The sequence below is a fragment of the Streptomyces sp. NPDC096323 genome (genome assembly GCF_040302845.1).
GTDB lineage: Bacteria > Actinomycetota > Actinomycetes > Streptomycetales > Streptomycetaceae > Streptomyces.
Genome location: NZ_JBEOSI010000004.1, coordinates 126,384 through 144,881 on the forward strand (window position 1 = coordinate 126,384; position 18,498 = coordinate 144,881).

The 18,498-nt window shown below is 69.4% G+C and carries 14 protein-coding genes; 8 read left to right on the forward strand and 6 right to left on the reverse strand.

Annotated elements, in window-relative coordinates:
- Positions 1-490: 490 nt before the first annotated feature.
- Positions 491-1,330, forward strand: a complete 840-nt coding sequence (locus tag ABTX18_RS11905) for an HAD family hydrolase (protein ID WP_352122591.1) — start codon at positions 491-493, stop codon at positions 1,328-1,330.
- Positions 1,331-1,893: 563 nt separating this feature from the next.
- On the opposite strand, the gene ABTX18_RS11910 is transcribed toward ABTX18_RS11905, so the two are convergent.
- The gene (locus ABTX18_RS11910) at positions 1,894-2,718 is read right to left on the reverse strand and encodes a Fic family protein (protein WP_352122592.1); all 825 of its coding nucleotides are present in this window, start codon (positions 2,716-2,718) and stop codon (positions 1,894-1,896) included.
- A 102-nt stretch (positions 2,719-2,820) separates the two neighbouring features.
- On the opposite strand from ABTX18_RS11910, the gene ABTX18_RS11915 reads away from it, so the two are divergent.
- Positions 2,821-3,816, forward strand: coding sequence for an ATP-binding protein (locus ABTX18_RS11915; RefSeq protein ID WP_352122593.1), 996 nt, complete (start codon positions 2,821-2,823; stop codon positions 3,814-3,816).
- Between the two features lie 138 nt (positions 3,817-3,954).
- Here ABTX18_RS11915 and ABTX18_RS11920 read toward each other — a convergent pair whose 3' ends face one another.
- The gene (locus tag ABTX18_RS11920) at positions 3,955-5,283 is read right to left on the reverse strand and encodes a polysaccharide deacetylase family protein (RefSeq protein ID WP_352122594.1); all 1,329 of its coding nucleotides are present in this window, start codon (positions 5,281-5,283) and stop codon (positions 3,955-3,957) included.
- A 289-nt stretch (positions 5,284-5,572) separates the two neighbouring features.
- Here ABTX18_RS11920 and ABTX18_RS11925 point away from each other — a divergent pair, with 289 nt between their 5' ends.
- The 6 genes from ABTX18_RS11925 to ABTX18_RS11950 all read left to right on the forward strand — a co-directional run bounded on the left by ABTX18_RS11925 (position 5,573) and on the right by ABTX18_RS11950 (position 14,230).
- The gene (locus ABTX18_RS11925) at positions 5,573-8,356 is read left to right on the forward strand and encodes a bifunctional SulP family inorganic anion transporter/carbonic anhydrase (protein WP_352122595.1); all 2,784 of its coding nucleotides are present in this window, start codon (positions 5,573-5,575) and stop codon (positions 8,354-8,356) included.
- 197 nt (positions 8,357-8,553) lie between these two features.
- Positions 8,554-10,551, forward strand: coding sequence for an acetate--CoA ligase (gene acs, locus ABTX18_RS11930; RefSeq protein WP_352122596.1), 1,998 nt, complete (start codon positions 8,554-8,556; stop codon positions 10,549-10,551).
- 338 nt (positions 10,552-10,889) lie between these two features.
- Positions 10,890-12,296 (forward strand): Na+/H+ antiporter NhaA, encoded by a 1,407-nt coding sequence (nhaA, locus tag ABTX18_RS11935; protein ID WP_352122597.1) that lies wholly within the window; start codon positions 10,890-10,892, stop codon positions 12,294-12,296.
- 39 nt (positions 12,297-12,335) lie between these two features.
- Positions 12,336-12,866 (forward strand): phage holin family protein, encoded by a 531-nt coding sequence (locus ABTX18_RS11940; protein ID WP_352122598.1) that lies wholly within the window; start codon positions 12,336-12,338, stop codon positions 12,864-12,866.
- The gene (locus tag ABTX18_RS11945) at positions 12,863-13,921 is read left to right on the forward strand and encodes an alpha/beta fold hydrolase (RefSeq protein WP_352122599.1); all 1,059 of its coding nucleotides are present in this window, start codon (positions 12,863-12,865) and stop codon (positions 13,919-13,921) included. The genes ABTX18_RS11940 and ABTX18_RS11945 overlap by 4 nt, the downstream gene beginning before the upstream one ends.
- 105 nt (positions 13,922-14,026) lie before the next feature.
- On the forward strand, positions 14,027-14,230 hold the full coding sequence (locus ABTX18_RS11950) for a hypothetical protein (RefSeq protein ID WP_352122600.1): 204 nt from the start codon (positions 14,027-14,029) through the stop codon (positions 14,228-14,230).
- 47 nt (positions 14,231-14,277) lie between these two features.
- On the opposite strand, the gene ABTX18_RS11955 is transcribed toward ABTX18_RS11950, so the two are convergent.
- From ABTX18_RS11955 to ABTX18_RS11970, 4 genes are all read right to left on the reverse strand, one after another.
- A complete protein-coding gene (locus tag ABTX18_RS11955; RefSeq protein ID WP_352122601.1) occupies positions 14,278-15,483 on the reverse strand; it encodes a MarP family serine protease in 1,206 nt (401 codons plus the stop codon).
- 86 nt (positions 15,484-15,569) lie between these two features.
- A complete protein-coding gene (locus tag ABTX18_RS11960) occupies positions 15,570-16,382 on the reverse strand; it encodes an NUDIX hydrolase (protein WP_352122602.1) in 813 nt (270 codons plus the stop codon).
- A gap of 62 nt (positions 16,383-16,444) precedes the next feature.
- The gene (gene nth, locus ABTX18_RS11965) at positions 16,445-17,278 is read right to left on the reverse strand and encodes an endonuclease III (protein WP_352122603.1); all 834 of its coding nucleotides are present in this window, start codon (positions 17,276-17,278) and stop codon (positions 16,445-16,447) included.
- Positions 17,279-17,382: 104 nt separating this feature from the next.
- Positions 17,383-18,378, reverse strand: a complete 996-nt coding sequence (locus ABTX18_RS11970) for a DUF8832 domain-containing protein (RefSeq protein ID WP_352122604.1) — start codon at positions 18,376-18,378, stop codon at positions 17,383-17,385.
- Positions 18,379-18,498 lie beyond the last annotated feature (120 nt).

An 18,498-nucleotide genomic window follows, 5' to 3' on the forward strand; every position in this document is an offset into this window, starting at 1 on the left:
CCCCCTTCTTCACTCACCTTCACCACGGTTCGTGGCGTTCTCGGAACGTTCCGAGAACGGTGATTCCGGAACCCGTGAACATCACGGGTGGAATCACGGTGCAGCGCTTCGGGAAATCTTGTGGATCTTGCTCAAAAACTGTGGACAACTTCCCCGCCGTGAATAACTCCGTCACTCGAACCGGCGACTCCCGAGAGCAGCGCTTCCGTGACACACTGTGACGGTGCATGCTGGTGAGAGCCGAGTGCGGAGACAGGCCATCACGGCCGAAAAGGAGGAGAAATGCGTGATTCCGAGCGGCATAACCGCGCCCGGACATGCGACGACCCCCGCCGGGGGGGAGAGCGGGGGTCGTCCCCACGGCCGACTCGGGGGGGAGGAGCCGGACCGGGTTAGCACGGTCGCGAACGATCCGTGACTTCCATGGTGTACCCGAGAGCCTTCTCAGGCAAACCCACGCGCCGGAGTTTACGCCGAATGGTGGGCCCCTATGCTCTGCCTTGTGGAAAACCGCTTCTTGCCGCGCACCGCCGCCTTCTTCGACCTGGACAAGACGGTCATTGCGAAGTCATCGACGCTGACCTTCAGCAAGTCCTTCTACCAAGGCGGGCTGATCAACCGCCGCGCCGTACTGCGCACTGCGTACGCACAGTTCGTGTTCCTCGCCGGGGGCGCAGATCACGACCAGATGGAGCGCATGCGTGAATATCTCTCCTCGCTCTGCAAGGGCTGGAACGTGCAGCAGGTGAAGGAAATTGTCGCCGAGACCCTGCACGATCTGATCGACCCGATCATCTATGACGAAGCCGCGACGCTCATCGAGGAGCATCACACCGCCGGACGCGATGTGGTGATCGTGTCGACTTCGGGCGCCGAGGTGGTGGAACCGATCGGCGAGCTACTGGGCGCCGACCGCGTCGTCGCCACCCGCATGGTCGTCGGCGACGACGGGTGCTTCACCGGTGAGGTGGAGTACTACGCGTACGGACCGACGAAGGCCGAGGCCATCAGGGCTCTCGCCGTCTCCGAGGGCTACGACCTGGCCCGTTGCTACGCATACAGCGACTCGGCGACGGATGTGCCCATGCTGGAATCCGTCGGCCACCCCCACGCGGTCAATCCGGACCGCGCCCTGCGGCGCGAGGCGGCCTTGAGGGAATGGCCGATTCTCGTCTTCGACCGCCCTGTCCGGCTCAAGCAACGCCTGCCCGCCTTCTCGATGCCGCCACGGCCGGCGCTCATGGCCGCGGCAGCGGTGAGCGCGGCAGCCCTCACGGCTGGGCTCGTCTGGTACGCCACCCGGCGTCGCGGCGTCACGACGCCGGTGTGACTCGGCTCGGCTCGGCACAGGGGCCACCCGAATGCACCGCCCCGCACAGCGGCCACGCCGGCGCCTCACCCGTACCGGGCGCCGCACTCGCCCCGCTTCCAACCTCCAGGCGTCCCGCTCGGAGCCACCGCCCGCCCCGTCCGCCCGTTTAGCCCGACCCATCCGTAATTGAACCTAAAAGTAAAGAAGTGCGGCCACCACTTCCGCCGGCCCGGTCCTTGGAGTACAAAGGACTCAACGGCCCGCGAGACCAAGGACATCCGAGAGGATGACCTGTAACGCAGAGATGGCCCCACGGACCGCGCATGAAAGCCGGGCACCCACGCGACGTCGACCCGTCGATTACGGGCCAGCCGCACCAGGGACGGGCAAAGTACCCGACCTGATGGGCATATATCGAGGACGCTTGGTAACTGGGCGGACATGCCAGCGGCGGTACCGAGACCGGTACCGCCGCAACTCTTGCCCCCGGCCGCGAAGCGACCCGCACCGCACCGCACCAAGCGGCCGGCGCCGCAAGCAGCTCGCCGCAGGCTCCCACTCCCCCGGCGCGGCACCACGCGTTACGCAGCGCCGCGCTGAAGCGCCTCACATACCGCGGTCGACTCCCGGGCGCCGAGTTCCGCCGAGCGCGCACAGTGGGCGATCCAGGCGGCCATGCCGTCCGGCGTTCCGGACAGATAACCCTCGAAGGCAGCCACATAAGCGGCCCGCCCCTGCTCGGCGTGGCCGACCTCCGCCGGACAGATCGACTTCGGGTCGAGCCCGCTTCCGATCAGCACGATCCTCTCGGCAGTCCGCGCGACCAAGCCGTTGGACGAGCCGAACGGGCGCAGCGCGAGCAGTTCTCCGTGCACGACGGCAGCCGTCACCAGAGCGGGCGCCGCACTCCCCGAAAGGATGAGCCCACTGAGCCCTTCAAGCCGCCCCGCGACCTCGTCGGCGCCCGGCAGGGGCGCCTCGATCAAAGGCTCATCCACCGGCTCACCCGCCAGCCGGGGCCGCCCCACCGCATCATCGGGCGCCGCCCCGCCGGCCGCCACCAGATGCAGCCGCGCAAGAACACGCAGGGGAGACTGACGCCAGATGGAAAGGAGTTGGCCCGCTTCGGCCGTCAAACGCAGAGCCGCTCCGATCACGCGCGCCTCGCCGTCACCGCTGAAGTCGGTGCGGCGGCGCACCTCCTCAAGATTCCAGTCGGCACCGGACAGCGCGGCCGAACCACGGGCACCCCGCAGGGCCGCCTCGGCGGTCACCTCATTGCTGCGGCGCCGCATGACACGGTGCCCGTAGACCCGGTCGACAGCCTTGCGTACGGAGTCCACCGCATCGGTCACCCCTGGCAGGGCACCCAGGGCGGCGAGCGGGTCCGAGGAAGTCGTACTCATAAGTAGCGAGGCTACGCGCCCATCGCGCAGCTACCGGGCCGGAGTGGCGTTCTTCACGAAGTGCGACAGCGGACCGCAATCATGCCGCTACCCTAGGTGAACATGAAGATCGCTTTCGTAGGGAAGGGCGGCAGCGGCAAGACCACGCTGTCCTCGCTCTTCATCCGTCACCTCGCCGCCAATGAAGCTCACGTCATCGCGGTGGACGCCGACATCAACCAGCATCTCGGGGCCGCGCTGGGCCTCGACGACGAGGAGGCAGCGGCACTGCCCGCCATGGGGGCGCAGCTGCCACTGATCAAGGAGTATCTGCGGGGCAGCAATCCCCGCATCGCCTCCGCCGAGACGATGATCAAGACGACCCCGCCCGGCGAGGGTTCCCGGCTGCTGCGGGTGTGCGAGGACAACCCGGTCTACGACGCCTGCGCCCGCACGGTCGGGCTCGACGACGGGGACATCCGGCTGATGGTCACGGGGCCGTTCACGGAATCGGACCTCGGCGTGGCCTGTTACCACTCCAAGGTCGGCGCGGTCGAGCTCTGTCTCAACCACCTCGTCGACGGCCCCGACGAGTACATGGTGGTCGACATGACCGCCGGTTCGGACTCCTTCGCCTCCGGGATGTTCACCCGGTTCGACATGACCTTCCTGGTCGCCGAACCGACCCGCAAGGGCGTCTCGGTCTATCGGCAGTACAAGGAGTACGCCCAGGACTTCGGTGTGGCGCTGAAGGTGGTCGGCAACAAGGTGCAGGGAGAGGACGACCTGGAGTTCCTGCGTGCCGAGGTCGGCGACGACCTGTTGGTCACCATCGGCCACTCCGACTGGGTGCGGGCCATGGAGAAGGGGCGTCCCGCCCGCTTCGAGCTGCTGGAGGCGGACAACCGGATGGCTCTCCAGGTCCTGCAGAACGCGGCGGAGGACTCGTACGGGCAGCGGGACTGGGAGCGCTACACACGGCAGATGGTCCACTTCCACCTGAAGAACGCGGAGAGCTGGGGCAACGAGAAGACGGGGGCCGACCTGGCAGCCCAGGTCGACCCCGCCTTCGTACTCGACGAGCGGTACGCGCGAGCCGGGGCTGCCCAGCCCGCCTGAGTGGCTGCCGCCCGAGCCGGCCCTGCCCCGGCCCGCCGGGGCAGGGCGGGGCGAGCGCCGCTCCCGAGCAGCCCCTGTACAGACAGCGCCCACCGACCGGCCAGCCACGCGCGTCAACCACGCTGTGGGTCAGTACACCTAGCGGGCGGCCGGCTTCCCCGCGGGCCCGGCAGGCGCCTTCGCCTCGGCCCTGCCCCGGTTCTCACTCGTGCCCGGGCTCGCGGCCCCGCCGAGGAACGATGCCCAGCCGGCCTTCGGCGCCTGGCCGACCTTCAGCGTGCCCATCTTGGCGAGCATGGCCGGGTCCTGAGCGTCGAGCCAGTCGGCAAGCTGCCTGAAGGACACGCAGCGCACGCCCTGCTTGGTGCACACCGTCTTGATCGTCTCCTCGATGGCGCGCATGTACGTGCCGCCGTTCCAGGACTCGAAGTGGTTGCCGATGATCAGCGGGGCACGGTTCCCGTCGTACGCGCGGTCGAAGGCCTGGATCAGGCCGTCCCGCATCTGGTTGCCCCAGTACTCGTGCTGGTCCGGATCGCCCTTGGTCGTGCCGGACTGGTTGAACATGAAGTTGTAGTCCATGGAGAGCGTTTCGAACTCGCGCCCGGGCACTGGCACGAGCTGCATCGAGAGGTCCCAGACGCCGTCCTTCTTCTTCGGCCAGACCTGGTCGTTGACTCCGCTGGAGTCGTAGCGGAATCCCATCGACCGTGCCGCCGAGACCATGTTCTTCTGCCCCTCCAGGCAGGGAGTCCGGCCGCCGATCAGTTCCTTGTCGTAGTCGAAGGGCAGCGACTTCTCGCCCTTGAGGCCGGGATCGTTGCTCTTCCAGCCCTTCACGAACGACTTGGCCTGCTGGATCTCGCTCTTCCACTCGTCGACCGACCAGGTGCCGACACCACCGTCCTTGCCGCAGAAGTGGCCGTTGAAGTGGGTGCCGATCTCATTGCCGTCCAGCCAGGCGCCACGGACCTGCGTCAGGGTGTCCCTGATGCCCTTGGTGTCGTTGAACCCGATGTCGGAGCTGCCCACGTTGTGCTTGGGCGGGTCGTAGAGCTTGCGCTTCGCCTCCGGCAGCAGGTACACGCCACTCAGGAAGTACGTCATGTTCGCGTGGTACTTCTTGCCCACCGTGCGGAAGTGCGAGAAGAGCTTCTGGCTGTCCTCCCCTGCCCCGTCCCAGGAAAAGACCACGAACTGCGGTGGCTTCTGACCGGACGCCAGGCGGTGCACGGCCGGCTGTTTCGGCTGGGCGCCCGTGAAGGCGGTCGACCCGTCACCGATGAGGCGGATCGCGCTCTTGGGGGCCGCTGCTTCGGCTGCCTTCTTCTTCGCCCCTGCGGCGCCGTTCGCGGCCCCGGGGCCGGATCCGTTCGGGCCGGAACCCGTCCCGGTGCAGCCGGCCGCCCCCGCGACCAGCGCAACGGACAGGACAGTCAGGGCAACCCTCTTCGTGGCGGCCATCATCCGCCCACCCTCTTCCTTGCAGGTAGCTTCCGCTGAGGTGCCGCCCTCCCCCACGGCGCGGCCAAAGTCGCACGCCCCGCACACAAATCCGGGCGACAGGCCGGATGAAAAGATGCTTATTCACTGGATCGGGTGCCTGAAAGGCTCATTTGCCCCTAATCCTGGACACCCTCTTTACTCTCCATTACGATCTGTTTACCGAGAGTTGAGAAATCCCGCCGCTGCACGCCGTGACCCACGGCCGCGTCCCACGTTCCGCGACCGCGCTGCCCCGGAGGAGACGGGAAACATGTCTGCCTGCGTCCCCACTCGTCATGACCACTCATCCCGCAGTTCGCGCCCTTCGCGATCCTCGGGAGTCAAGCGACCGCACAGCCCGCCACCGCGCGGCGGACGATTCCGTATCGCGGGCGCCGACCTGTCCGCATCGATCACCGTCTTCCTGCTCGCCGTCCCCATGTCGCTCGGCCTGGCCGTCGCCATGGACGCTCCGCTGGAAGCGGGCCTCATCTCCGCCGCAGTCGGCGGCATCGTCGCCGGACTGCTCGGCGGCACCCCCTTGCAGGTCTCGGGTCCGTCCGCCGGACTGACCGTGGTAACCGCCGAGTTCATCCAGCTGTACGGCTGGCGCACCACCTGCGCGATCACTATCGGCGCGGGTCTTCTGCAGATCGTGCTGGGCTCTCTGCGCACCGCACGCAGCGCATTGGCCGTCAGCCCCGCCATCGTCCACGGCACGCTCGCCGGCATCGGCGTGGCGATCGCACTCGCTCAGCTGCACATCGTGCTCGGCGGTTCTCCGGAGAGCTCGGCCGTCTCCAACGCCCTTCATCTGCCCGCCCAGTTGCAACGGGTGGAGCCCGCGGCCCCGTTGATCGGTTGCCTCACCGTCGCCGTCCTGGTCCTCTGGCCAAGGCTTCCGGGGCGGGCCGGGCGCCGCGTGCGTCGAATCCCCGCAGCCCTGGCCTCGGTGGCCATGGCAACCGCGGTGGCCGCACTGGCGGCCCCCTCGATCGCCCGGGTCGACCTGCCCTCCTGGCGCTCGCACGCGCTGCCGGAAATGCCTCAGGGGCCGGTGCTCGGCCTGGCCACGGCCGTTTTCACGATGATGCTGGTGGCCAGTCTGGAATCCCTGCTCGCCGCCGTCGCAGTGGACAAGCTGACTGCGGACCGGAGCCGCGAGCGCTCGGCCGGACCCGCCGCCGAAGGCCAGGACAGCCGGCCCGACGAACCCGGCACCGAGGACCCCGGAGTGGTCGCCGCCGCAGTCGCTCCCCCGCTCAAACGCTCCGACCTCGACCGGGAGCTACGCGCACAGGGGATCGCCAACGCCGTCTCCGGCCTGCTCGGCGGGCTGGCGGTCTCCGGTGGCGCGGTGCGCAGTTCGGCGAACGTACGGGCCGGAGCGACCGGGCGCGCATCCACGGTGCTGCACGGCATCTGGGTCCTGCTCGCCACCGGCCTGCTGGTCACCGCACTGGAGTGGATCCCGCTGGCCGCTCTGGGCGCGCTCGTCATGGTGGTCGGCGTCCAGATGGTGAACTTCGCCCATATCCGTAACGTTCACAGGCATCGGGAATTCCTCGTCTACGGCGCGACGATCACTGGCGTGCTGCTCTTCGGAGTGCTCAAAGGCGTGGCGATCGGAATCGCCGTGGCAGTTGCCGTCGCCCTGCACCGGCTGGCCCGGACCCGGATCACCGTCTCCGACCACGCGGGACAGCACCTGATGGTCGTACGAGGCCAGCTGACGTTCCTCGCCGTGCCCCGTCTCAGCAGGGCATTGGGCCAGCTGCCCCAGGACGCGGACGTGGTAGTGGAGTTGGACGGCTTCTTCATGGATCACGCGGCGTACGAACTGATCCATGACTGGAGCAATGCCCACGCAGCCCATGGCGGCCGGGTCGCCTTCACCGGCAGGTCCGGCGGCAGGATCGCCGAGCCGGCTTCCGCGGCGCACTCCTGCTGCCGTCCGTGGACCCCCTGGCGCAATCACCACTGTCACGACCGTCCGGCGGTGCCGGCGACCGCACCTTCGCTTGCGGCCGACGCCATTCCCGTCCACCCCACGCTCGGCACACCGGATGCAGCACCCGCACAGGCACGTCCCGATCGCCATGCGTGTCAGGATCCCCATGCGCGTCCGGATGGCCACGCACCGGGCTCCGAAGGTCCACGGCCCGGCGCTTTCCGCGCTCCCGACACAGCCGGCCGCGGAGAGGGGGAAACCCCGCGCCCAGCACCGGAGCACGCGGACCACTTCGCCCCCGACCATCCGGCCGCACGGCCGGTTCCGACCGGGAGTCAACGGCTGGTCAGTGGCCTCAGTTCGTTCCAGCGCAACACGGCGCCGCTGGTCCGGGAAGAGTTGGCGAGACTGGCCAGGGAAGGGCAGCGCCCCTCGCAGTTGTTCATCACCTGCGCCGACTCCCGGCTGGTCACGAGCATGATCACGGCAAGCGGCCCAGGTGACCTCTTCACCGTCCGCAACGTCGGCAATCTCGTGCCACCGCCCGACTCGGAGACCGGCGACCACTCGGTCGGTGCGGCCATCGAGTACGCCGTGGACGTGCTGGGGGTCGAGTCCATCACCATCTGCGGGCATTCCGGCTGCGGTGCGATGAACGCGTTGCTCGGTGACAGGCCGGAGGGCCCTGAGACGGCTCTCTGGCGCTGGCTCCGCCACGGGCTGCCCAGCCTGGAGCGGATGGCCTCGCGCGACCGGCCGTGGGCGCGGGTCTCCGGCCGGATGCCCGCCGACGCGGTGGAGCAGCTCTGCCTCACCAACGTCGTCCAGCAGTTGGACCATCTGCGGGCCCACACCTCGGTGGCACGGCGCCTCGCCGAGGGCGGCCTCCAGCTCCATGGCATGTACTTCCACGTCGGCGAGGCGCAGTCGTATCTGCTGACCGAGGGCGCGAGTGCCGGCGACGGGCTCGACGAGGTGTTCGACGCGATCAGCCCGACCCGCCTGTCCCCTCCATACCCCTCGGCCGGCCTGGAAGATCCGGGCCGCCCGGCCGAACCACCCCGTCCGGGTGATCCGGTCGCGTTGGCGCGCAGCGGCGCCTGAACCGCAAAGCGTCCGGGTCCGTGAGACCTTGTGGTCCCGCTTCCGCACACCAGCGCTTGCGCACGCCAGCGCGTGTACACCAGCAACACGCACTATCGCCCCGCCGCGGAAGCGGGACTGCGCCTCCATACACGAAGGCACAGGTCTAAACCAATTCCCGGCAGACACTTGTCACCCGGCCCTTGGCCTGATGAGCTATGCCCCGGGACACAACGGACACCCTGGGACTGGGAGATGTCGTGAGCAACGAAAGCTTGGCCAATCTGCTTCGTGAGGAGCGGCGGTTCGCACCGCCTGCCGATCTGGCCGCGAACGCCAACGTCACAGCGGAGGCGTACGAGCAGGCCAAGGCGGACCGGCTGGGCTTCTGGGCCGAGCAGGCGCGCCGCCTGACCTGGGCCACCGAACCGACCGAGACACTCGACTGGAGCAACCCGCCCTTCGCGAAGTGGTTCGCGGACGGCGAACTCAACGTCGCCTACAACTGCGTGGACCGTCACGTCGAGGCGGGCAACGGCGACCGGGTGGCCATCCACTTCGAGGGCGAGCCCGGCGACAGCCGCGCCATCACCTACGCGGAGCTGAAGGACGAGGTCTCACGCGCCGCCAACGCCCTCACCGAGCTCGGTGTCGGCAAGGGTGACCGGGTCGCCGTCTACCTGCCGATGATCCCAGAGGCCGCCGTCGCGATGCTGGCCTGCGCCCGCATCGGCGCCGCGCACTCGGTCGTCTTCGGCGGCTTCTCCGCCGACGCCATCGCCGCGCGCATCCAGGACGCGGACGCGAAGGTCGTCATCACCTCCGACGGCGGATACCGCCGCGGCAAGCCCTCCGCGCTCAAGCCCGCGGTCGACGATGCCGTCTCCCGTATCGAGAGCGTCGAGCACGTCCTCGTCGTCCGGCGTACGGGCCAGGACACCGCGTGGACCGAGGGCCGTGACGTCTGGTGGCACGAGATCACCGCGCGCCAGTCGACCGAGCACACCCCCGAGGCGTTCGAGGCGGAGCAGCCGCTCTTCATCCTGTACACGTCCGGCACCACCGGGAAGCCCAAGGGCATCCTGCACACCTCCGGCGGGTACCTCACGCAGGCGGCGTACACGCACCACGCGGTCTTCGACCTCAAGCCGGAAACCGACGTCTACTGGTGCACCGCCGACATCGGCTGGGTGACCGGCCACTCGTACATCGTCTACGGCCCGCTGGCCAACGGCGCGACGCAGGTCATGTACGAGGGCACGCCCGACACGCCGCACCAGGGGCGTTTCTGGGAAATCGTGCAGAAGTACGGCGTCACGATCCTCTACACCGCGCCGACCGCGATCCGCACGTTCATGAAGTGGGGTGACGACATCCCTGCCAAGTTCGACCTGTCGTCGCTGCGCGTCCTCGGTTCGGTCGGCGAGCCGATCAACCCCGAGGCGTGGATGTGGTACCGCAAGCACATCGGCGCCGACAAGTGCCCGATCGTGGACACCTGGTGGCAGACGGAGACGGGCGCGATGATGATCTCGCCGCTGCCCGGAGTCACGGAGACCAAGCCGGGGAGCGCCCAGCGCGCCCTGCCGGGCATCTGTGCCACCGTCGTCGACGACGAGGCGCGCGAGGTGCCGGACGGCGGGGGTGGCTACCTCGTCCTCACCGAGCCGTGGCCGTCGATGCTGCGCACCATCTGGCGCGACGACCAGCGCTTCCTCGACACCTACTGGTCGCGCTTCGAGGGCAAGTACTTCGCGGGCGACGGAGCCAAGAAGGACGAGGACGGCGACATCTGGCTCCTCGGCCGCGTCGACGACGTCATGCTGGTGTCCGGGCACAACATCTCGACCACCGAGGTCGAATCCGCGCTCGTGTCGCACCCATCGGTCGCCGAGGCCGCCGTGGTCGGCGCCGCGGACGAGACGACCGGCCAGGCCATCGTCGCGTTCGTGATCCTGCGGGGAACCGCCACCACCTCCGACGAGCTGCTCGCGGAGCTGCGCAACCACGTCGGCACCACCCTCGGCCCGATCGCCAAGCCGAAGCGGATCATGCCGGTCGCCGAACTGCCCAAGACCCGCTCCGGCAAGATCATGCGGCGTCTGCTGCGTGACGTCGCGGAGAACCGCGTTCTGGGAGACGTCACGACGCTCACTGACGCCTCGGTCATGGACCTGATCCAGACGCAGCTGCCGCAGTCCTCCTCCGAGGACTGAGGGCCCGGGGACCCGCCGGTCCCAGAGACAGCGCACGCGCCGAAGGGCATCCGGTACCGCGCCGGATGCCCTTCGGGCGTTCAGGGCGTTCAGGGCCTGCATGGAGTCGGCCCGCGTCGTCGCGGGGCAACTCCATACAGGCCCTAGTGTGACGATCGCCGGTCACGGCCCCGCACGCCCCAGGTCCACCCAACGCCCCCTCCACCAGCAACGCCCCGGGTACAGTGGCAGCTGATCAATAAAACGATAAGAAATCTCCACAAGGTGTGCCGGGAAGTCTGGTCGGCAAGTGCATCAGCCATGCCGTCGCTGTCGTACCGACCCGGAGGTCTCCCCCCGTGGCCACGCCCACCCCCGCACCCCCCTCCTCCCGCCGCACCTTCCTGGGACGTCTGCCGCTCCCCGAGCGCAACTACCTCACCGACGCCCTGCGCACGGAGACCGTCGGGGGAGTCATCCTGCTGGTCGCCGCCGTTGCCGCGCTCGTCTGGGCGAACGCCTTCGGATCGAGCTACTCGGACGTCAGCGACTTCCACTTCGGGCCTGAGGCGCTGGGCCTCCATCTGTCCGTGGAGCACTGGGCGGCCGACGGGCTGCTGGCGGTCTTCTTCTTCGTCGCGGGGGTCGAGCTCAAGCGCGAACTCGTCGCGGGAGAACTGCGCGACCCCAAGGCAGCCGCACTCCCGGTCGTCGCCGCGCTGTGCGGCATGGCGGTACCGGCGGTGGTCTACGCGCTGGTGAACCTGGTCGGCGACGGATCCACCGACGGCTGGGCCGTCCCCACGGCCACCGACATCGCCTTCGCACTCGCCGTCCTCGCCGTCATCGGCACCTCATTGCCGGCCGCGCTCCGCGCGTTCCTGCTGACGCTCGCCGTCGTCGACGACCTCTTCGCCATCCTGATCATCGCGGTCTTCTTCACCGAGAACATCGACTTCGTCGCGCTCGCAGGCGCCTTCGCCGGTCTGGCGGTCTTCTACCTGCTCCTGCGGTTCGACGTCCGCGGCTGGTACGTCTACGTCCCGCTCGCCCTGGTCATCTGGGGGCTGATGTACAACAGCGGCGTCCACGCCACCATCGCCGGTGTCGCCATGGGGCTGATGCTGCGCTGCACCCGGCGCGAGGGCGAGGACCACTCCCCCGGCGAACGCATCGAGCACCTGGTCCGACCGCTGTCGGCCGGAATCGCCGTACCGCTGTTCGCGCTCTTCTCCGCCGGGGTCTCCCTCTCGGGCGGCTCACTGGCCGGCGTGTTCACCCGGCCCGAGGCGCTCGGTGTCGTCCTGGGACTCGTCGTCGGCAAGACGATCGGCATCTTCGGCGGTACGTGGCTTGCCACCCGGTTCACCAAGGCGGAGCTGAACAAGGAGCTGGCCTGGGCCGATGTCTTCGCGGTCGCCTCACTCGCCGGCATCGGCTTCACGGTCTCGCTGCTGATCGGGGAGCTCGCCTTCACCGGCGACGACGACATGATCAACGAGATCAAGGCGTCGGTTCTCATCGGTTCCGTGATTGCCGCCGTACTCTCCGGTGTACTGCTCAAACTGCGGGTACGCAGATACCGGGCGCTGTTCGACGCCGAGGAACTCGACGAGGACGCGTCCGGGGTTCCGGACATCTACGAACAGGACGATCCGGAGTACCACCTGCGGATGGCCGCGCTCTACGAGAAGAAGGCGGCCGAGCACCGCCGCCTTGCCCAACTGGCGGGGGCAGCGAGCAACAAGCCGGACAGTCCGGCATGATCTGACATCGGATGTGTTGAACAGGAGAGGGAGTCAGGGATGAGCGACCCCGGCAATTACGCGGGCAGCGCCGACCGCAGTCTCGGGCAGCTGGTCGCCTCGGCGACGGCCGAACTGTCGGCGCTGGTGCACGACGAGATCGCCCTGGCCAAGGCGGAGGTGCGACAGGACGTCAAGCGCGGCGTCATCGGCAGCGTGGCGTTCATCGTCACGGGCGTGCTGATCCTGTTCGCGATCCCGGTGCTGAGCTTCGCGGCCGCGTACGGAATCCACAACCTGGGACTCGGCCTCGCCTGGTCGTTCCTGATCGTGGGCTGTGCGTTCATCCTGCTGGGGATCCTGCTCGCGCTCTTCGGCTACGCCAAGTTCAAGAAGGTCAAGCCGCCGGAGAAGTCCATCGCCTCGGCCAAGCAGACCGCAGCCGTCCTGCAAGGTGTCAAGCCGCACCCGCGCCCGAGCATCGGCGCCGACGCGATCCTGCCGGTCGGCGGCAGCACACTTGCGGACAAGGCCATCGAGAACCGTCCGGTCCAGGACAAGGCGTCTGCTGTGGCACGCTCGTCCACATGACGGTCCCCGATTCCAGCGCATCCCGCCCTGTGGGCCCGGAGGACAGGGCGGGCCACGAGAAGCCCGTGGGCCCGGCAGGCCCCACTCCCGCCCCGGCCGCCCCGGCTCCCGGCGGTCCGCCGGGCCCCGCGGCCGCGGCCGGCGGTCCCGTACGCATCGACGGCCCCTGGACGCACCGGGACGTCGCGGCCAACGGCGCCCGCTTCCATATCGCTGAAATGGGTGAAGGGCCGCTGGTCCTCCTCCTGCACGGCTTTCCGCAGTTCTGGTGGACCTGGCGCCATCAGCTCCCGGCACTCGCCGACGCGGGATTCCGGGCCGTGGCGATGGACCTGCGCGGGGTGGGCGGCAGCGACCGGACGCCACGCGGCTACGACCCCGCCAATCTTGCGCTCGACATCACGGGCGTCATCCGCTCACTCGGCGAACCGGACGCCGCGCTGGTCGGCCACGACATGGGCGGCTACCTCGCCTGGACGGCCGCGGTGATGCGTCCCAAGCTCGTGCGCCGACTGGTGGTCTCCTCGATGCCGCATCCGCGCCGGTGGCGCTCCTCGATGCTCTCCGACTTCGCCCAGTCGCGTGCGGGATCGTACATCTGGGGCTTCCAGCGGCCCTGGGTGCCGGAGCGTCAGCTGGTGGCGGACGACGCGGCGTTGGTGGGGCGGCTGATCCACGAGTGGGCGGGGCCGGGCACCGCGGATTTCCCGGACGACGCGGCGGTGGACGTCTACCGGCGGGCCATGTCCATCCCGTCGACCGCGCACTGCTCGATCGAGCCCTACCGCTGGATGGTGCGCTCGCTGGCGCGTCCGGACGGCATCCAGTTCAACCGGCGCATGAAGCGGCCGGTGCGGGTGCCGACGCTGCACCTGCACGGTTCACTCGATCCGGCGGTCCGCACCCGGAGCTCGGCGGGGTCCGGCGAATACGTCGAGGCACCGTACCGTTGGCGACTTTTCGACGGTCTGGGGCACTTCCCCCACGAGGAGGATCCGGACGGGTTCTCGGCCGAACTCATCAACTGGCTCAAGGATTCCGAGCCCGACCGGTAGCTGACGCGCACACCTGTCCGTCGAACAGCCACTTGCCTGACGCATAGGCCAATTGGCTGGCGAATGGGCGGTTACCGACCATGCGTCACGGGCAGACGTCGAGGTATGGGCTGGACGCACGACTTCGGTGACACAGCACGCAATCGTCGCTCGACCGCCACGGCGGCTCCGGGCACTCACGAGGGGGGCGGCCTCCAGGGCCGGGTGCACACCATTCACGTTCTGCATGATCCCCGGCTCGGCATTCCGCACATTCTGCGCCGCCGGGCACGCTGGGTCTCGGCGCGGCTGCGTCACCCGCGCGGATGACCCGCGGCCCGCGCAAACCGGCTCCGCCCGGGCCCGCACCCGCCTGACTAAAGCGCGCAGCCCTGGCTGTCGACCTGCTGGTTGGCGGCACGGCCCCGCGTGATGTCCTCGCGGATCTCGTCGGCCGTGAGGGCGTAACCGGTGTCGGGGTCGTCGAGCGATTTGGCGAAGACGACTCCGTACACCTTCCCTTGGGGTGTCAGCAGCGGGCCGCCGGAGTTTCCCTGACGGACCGTCGTGAAGAGCGAGTAGACATCGCGCTGGACGGTGCCCCGGTGATAGATGTCGGGCCCGTTCGCGTCGATGCGGGCCCGGACACGCGCGGAGCGTACGTCGTACGATCCGTTCTCCGGGAACCCCGCGACGATCGCGCTGTTCCCGGTCGAGGCGTCGTTGTCGGTGTCGGTGAACTGCAGTGGCTTCGCGTCCAGGTCGGGCACGTCCAGTACGGCGATGTCGCGCCGCCAGTCGTAGAGCACGACCTTCGCGTCGTACAGCCGTCCCTGCCCGCCGATCTGCACGGTCGGCTCGTCGACGCCGCCGACGACGTGGGCGTTGGTCATCACCCGGCGGCTCGAGAAGACGAATCCGGTGCCTTCGAGGACCTTGCCGCAGCTCGGGGCCGTACCGACGACCTTGACGATCGACTGCTTGGCGCGGGCCGCGACGGGGCTGCCGGCCAGGGCCGGGTCGGGGGCCCTGACCTCGGTGATCGGTTCGTTCGCGAACGGGCTGAAGACCTGTGGGAAGCCGTTCTGCGCGAGGACAGAGGAGAAGTCCGTGAACCACGTGGAGGCCTCGGGCGGCAGCACTCGGTCGATGCCGAGCAGGACGGAGGAGCTGCGGACCTCCTTGCCCAGCGTCGGTATGGACGTACCGGCCAGTAGGGAGCCGATCAGCCAAGACACCAGCAGCATCGCGACGACGTTGACGAGGGAGCCGCCGGTCGCGTCGAGGGCGCGGGCGGGCGACCACGTGATGTACCGGCGGAGTTTGTTTCCCAGGTGGGTGGTGAAGGCCTGGCCCACCGAGGCGCACACGATCACGATGACGACGGCGACGATGGCCGCCGTCGACGAGACCTCGGAGCCGTCCGTCACCTGGTCCCACAGGACGGGCAGCAGATAGACGGCGACGAGACCGCCGCCCAGGAACCCGATCACCGACAGAATGCCGACGACGAACCCCTGGCGGTAACCGATGACCGCGAACCACACGGCGGCGGCCAGCAGCAGGATGTCCAGCACGTTCACCGTCTATTGCCTCGCAGATTCGTCACCGGGCCCGCACGTCTCCCGTGGCCGGCAGAGCCCGGCGGCGGAGCACGGGAGCCAGCCTGTCATGCGCGCCAGTCGAGCGGCACCTGCTTGGCCTTGTCCCAGGGGCGCTCCCAGCCCGCGAAGTGCAGAATCCGGTCGATCACCCCGGCCGTGAACCCCCACACGAGTGCCGATTCGACCAGAAATGCCGGGCCCCGGTGACCGCTGGGGTGGTGCGTGGTCACCCGGTTGGCGGGATCCGTGAGATCTGCCACGGGAACCGTGAAGACCCGGGCGGTCTCGGCGGGGTCGACGACCCCGACCGGGCTGGGCGAACGCCACCAGCCGAGGACGGGCGTCACCACGAAACTGCTCACGGGGATGTAGAGCCGCGGCAGCACTCCGAAGATCTGCACGCCTCGCGGATCGAGACCGGTCTCCTCCTCGGCCTCGCGCAGCGCGGCCCGGAGCGGTCCCGTCGTCGCCTGGTCGCCGTCGGCCGGGTCCAGTGAACCGCCGGGAAAGGAGGGCTGGCCAGGGTGGGAGCGCAGACTTCCGGCGCGCTCCATCAGGAGCAGCTCCGGCCCCCGGGCACCCTCGCCGAACAGGACGAGCACGGCGGACTGCCGCCCGGCGCCGCTCGCGGGCGGCAGGAAGCGGCTGAGCTGCCGCGGTTCGACGGTCCGCGCGGCCCGGGCGACGGGCTCCAGCCAGCTGGGCAGACCCTCGGCGGTGACGTCGATCGCGGCGCCGTCCGCGGTGTCGGCGCCGTCTGCGGTGTTGCGTGCGGCTTCGCGGCCGTCGCGTGCGGCGGCCGCACCGGGCCGGTCCTGTGCGGCGGCGTTCTGTCCGGCGGTGGTGGCCGCGTCCGTGCTGTGTTCATGCGTCTTCATAGGCACCCCTCGTCTCCCAACGCCCGGCGTCCCGCATTTCGTTCCGGCGCGGTCCGGGCCTGTCAGCCGGCGCCCAGAGTGGGGGCGGGTCCGCCCGGGTAGTCCGGCGGCGGCTTCAGCCGCTGGCCCGGCTGGCCCCCCATCTCGTACTTCAGCAGCTTCCTGGCCTTCTCCGGGTCCGTTTCGCCCTCACCGTACGAGGGACAGAGCGGGGCGACCGGGCACGCGCCGCAGGCGGGCCTTCGGGAGTGGCAGACGCGGCGGCCGTGGAAGATCACGCGGTGAGACAGCATCGTCCACTCACTCCTGGGGAAGATCGCCGCGACCGCCTCCTCGACCTTCTCCGGCTCCTCCTGCTCGGTCCACTTCCAGCGGCGGACCAGCCGGCCGAAGTGGGTGTCGACCGTGATGCCCGGAACGCCGAAGGCGTTGCCCAGGACGACGTTGGCGGTCTTGCGGCCGACGCCGGGCAACGTCACGAGATCCGCCAGGCGCCCCGGCACCTCACCGCCGAAACGGTCCCGGAGGGCGACGGAGAGGCCTATGAGCGACTTGGTCTTGGCCCGGAAGAAGCCCGTCGGCCGGATGATCTCTTCCATTTCCTCCGGGACGGCCATCGCCATGTCCTCCGGAGTCGGGTACTTCGCGAACAGCGCCGGCGTCGTCTGGTTCACCCGCAGGTCCGTCGTCTGCGCCGAGAGCACGGTGGCCACCAGCAGCTCGAACGGATTCTCGAAGTCCAGTTCCGGATGGGCGTACGGATACGTCTGGGCCAGGACTCGGTTGATCTTCCGCGCCCGCCGCACCATCGCCAGGCGGGACTCCGGTTTCCCCGGCTTCGCAGCCGCCTTCACCGCCGGTTCGGCCGCGGGCTTACGGACCTTGCTCTCTGCCATGCACGAAGGCTACGCCGAAGGGCCGAACCGCCGCGGCCGCTTCAGGAGCCGGTCACGATGTCGGCGTATGTCCTCGCCCGGCGCGGTGACCGTGAGCCTCGGGCTCAGTGCTGATGATCGCCGTCATGCCCTGCGGGCTCGGAAGCGGAAGCCGACGGGGAAGGGGAAGGGGAAGGGGTGGTCGCGGTAGTCGGCCCATCGGCGGCCGTGACCGTGAAGGCCGCGGTACGGACCACGCCCCCGTGCCGGAAGTCCAGGAACAGGCGGTAGACGCCTCGGCTCGGCGCGGTGGTGGTGAAGGTGATGTCCGGGCCCGACGCGGTGCCGGCGGCACCCGGCTCACCGTCGGGGTGGACGTGGAGATAGGCGAGGTCGCCGGCGCGCAGGGCAACCAGATGGCCGTACGCGCCGAGATAGGGCTGAAGATCGGTGACGGGCCTGCCGTCCTTGGTGACAGCGAGGCTGAGACGCGTGGAGCGGCCGGGGGTGAGGTCGCCGGCCAGGGTGACGCGGTACCCGTCGACGGTGACGGTGCGCCCCGTCCTGTCCGGTGGCACGGGACGCAGGTCGCCCGCGGCGTGCAGATCGGCGCCGAGGGTGAGGCCCTGCGCGGCGCCGGCCGGGGTGAAGTCGGCGAAAACGCGGTACTCGCCGGCGGCGGGCAGGGCCGCGGAGGTGCGCCAGGTGCCGTCGGCGGCACGGGTGGGGTGCAGGTGCTGGAAGGTCGAGAGGTCGCGCGGGGCGACGATGAGATGCAACTCCTTGCCGTGCGCGGACCGGTAGGCGGTGACCGGCTTGCCGTCCGCGCCGAGGATGCGGAAGCGCAGGTCGGCGGAGGCGCCTGCCGTGACGTAGGGGTCGCCGAGGCTGAGCGTGTAGCCGCGCTCGGAGACCTGCAGGCCACCGGGCAGACGGTCCGCGCCGGCCGGCGCCCCGTCGCCGCCCGGATCCGAAGGCGGGGCAGCGGACGCGTGCCCCGCGTGGGCCGCGGTGGAGGGCTTCGGGGAGGTGGTGCCGGTGACGTGGCCGATGCCGTACGAGGTGCCGAAGACGGCGGCGAGGCCGGCGGTGAAGGCGGTGATCCTCAGGGCGGTGTTCATGGCGGACTCCTCGGCGGTTCGGACGGGAGAGGTACGGGGCAACACTCGCAGTACATACCCCCCGGGGGTAAGCGGTCAACCCTGATTCTGATACCGGCCGGGGGTATCCTCCCCTATTCC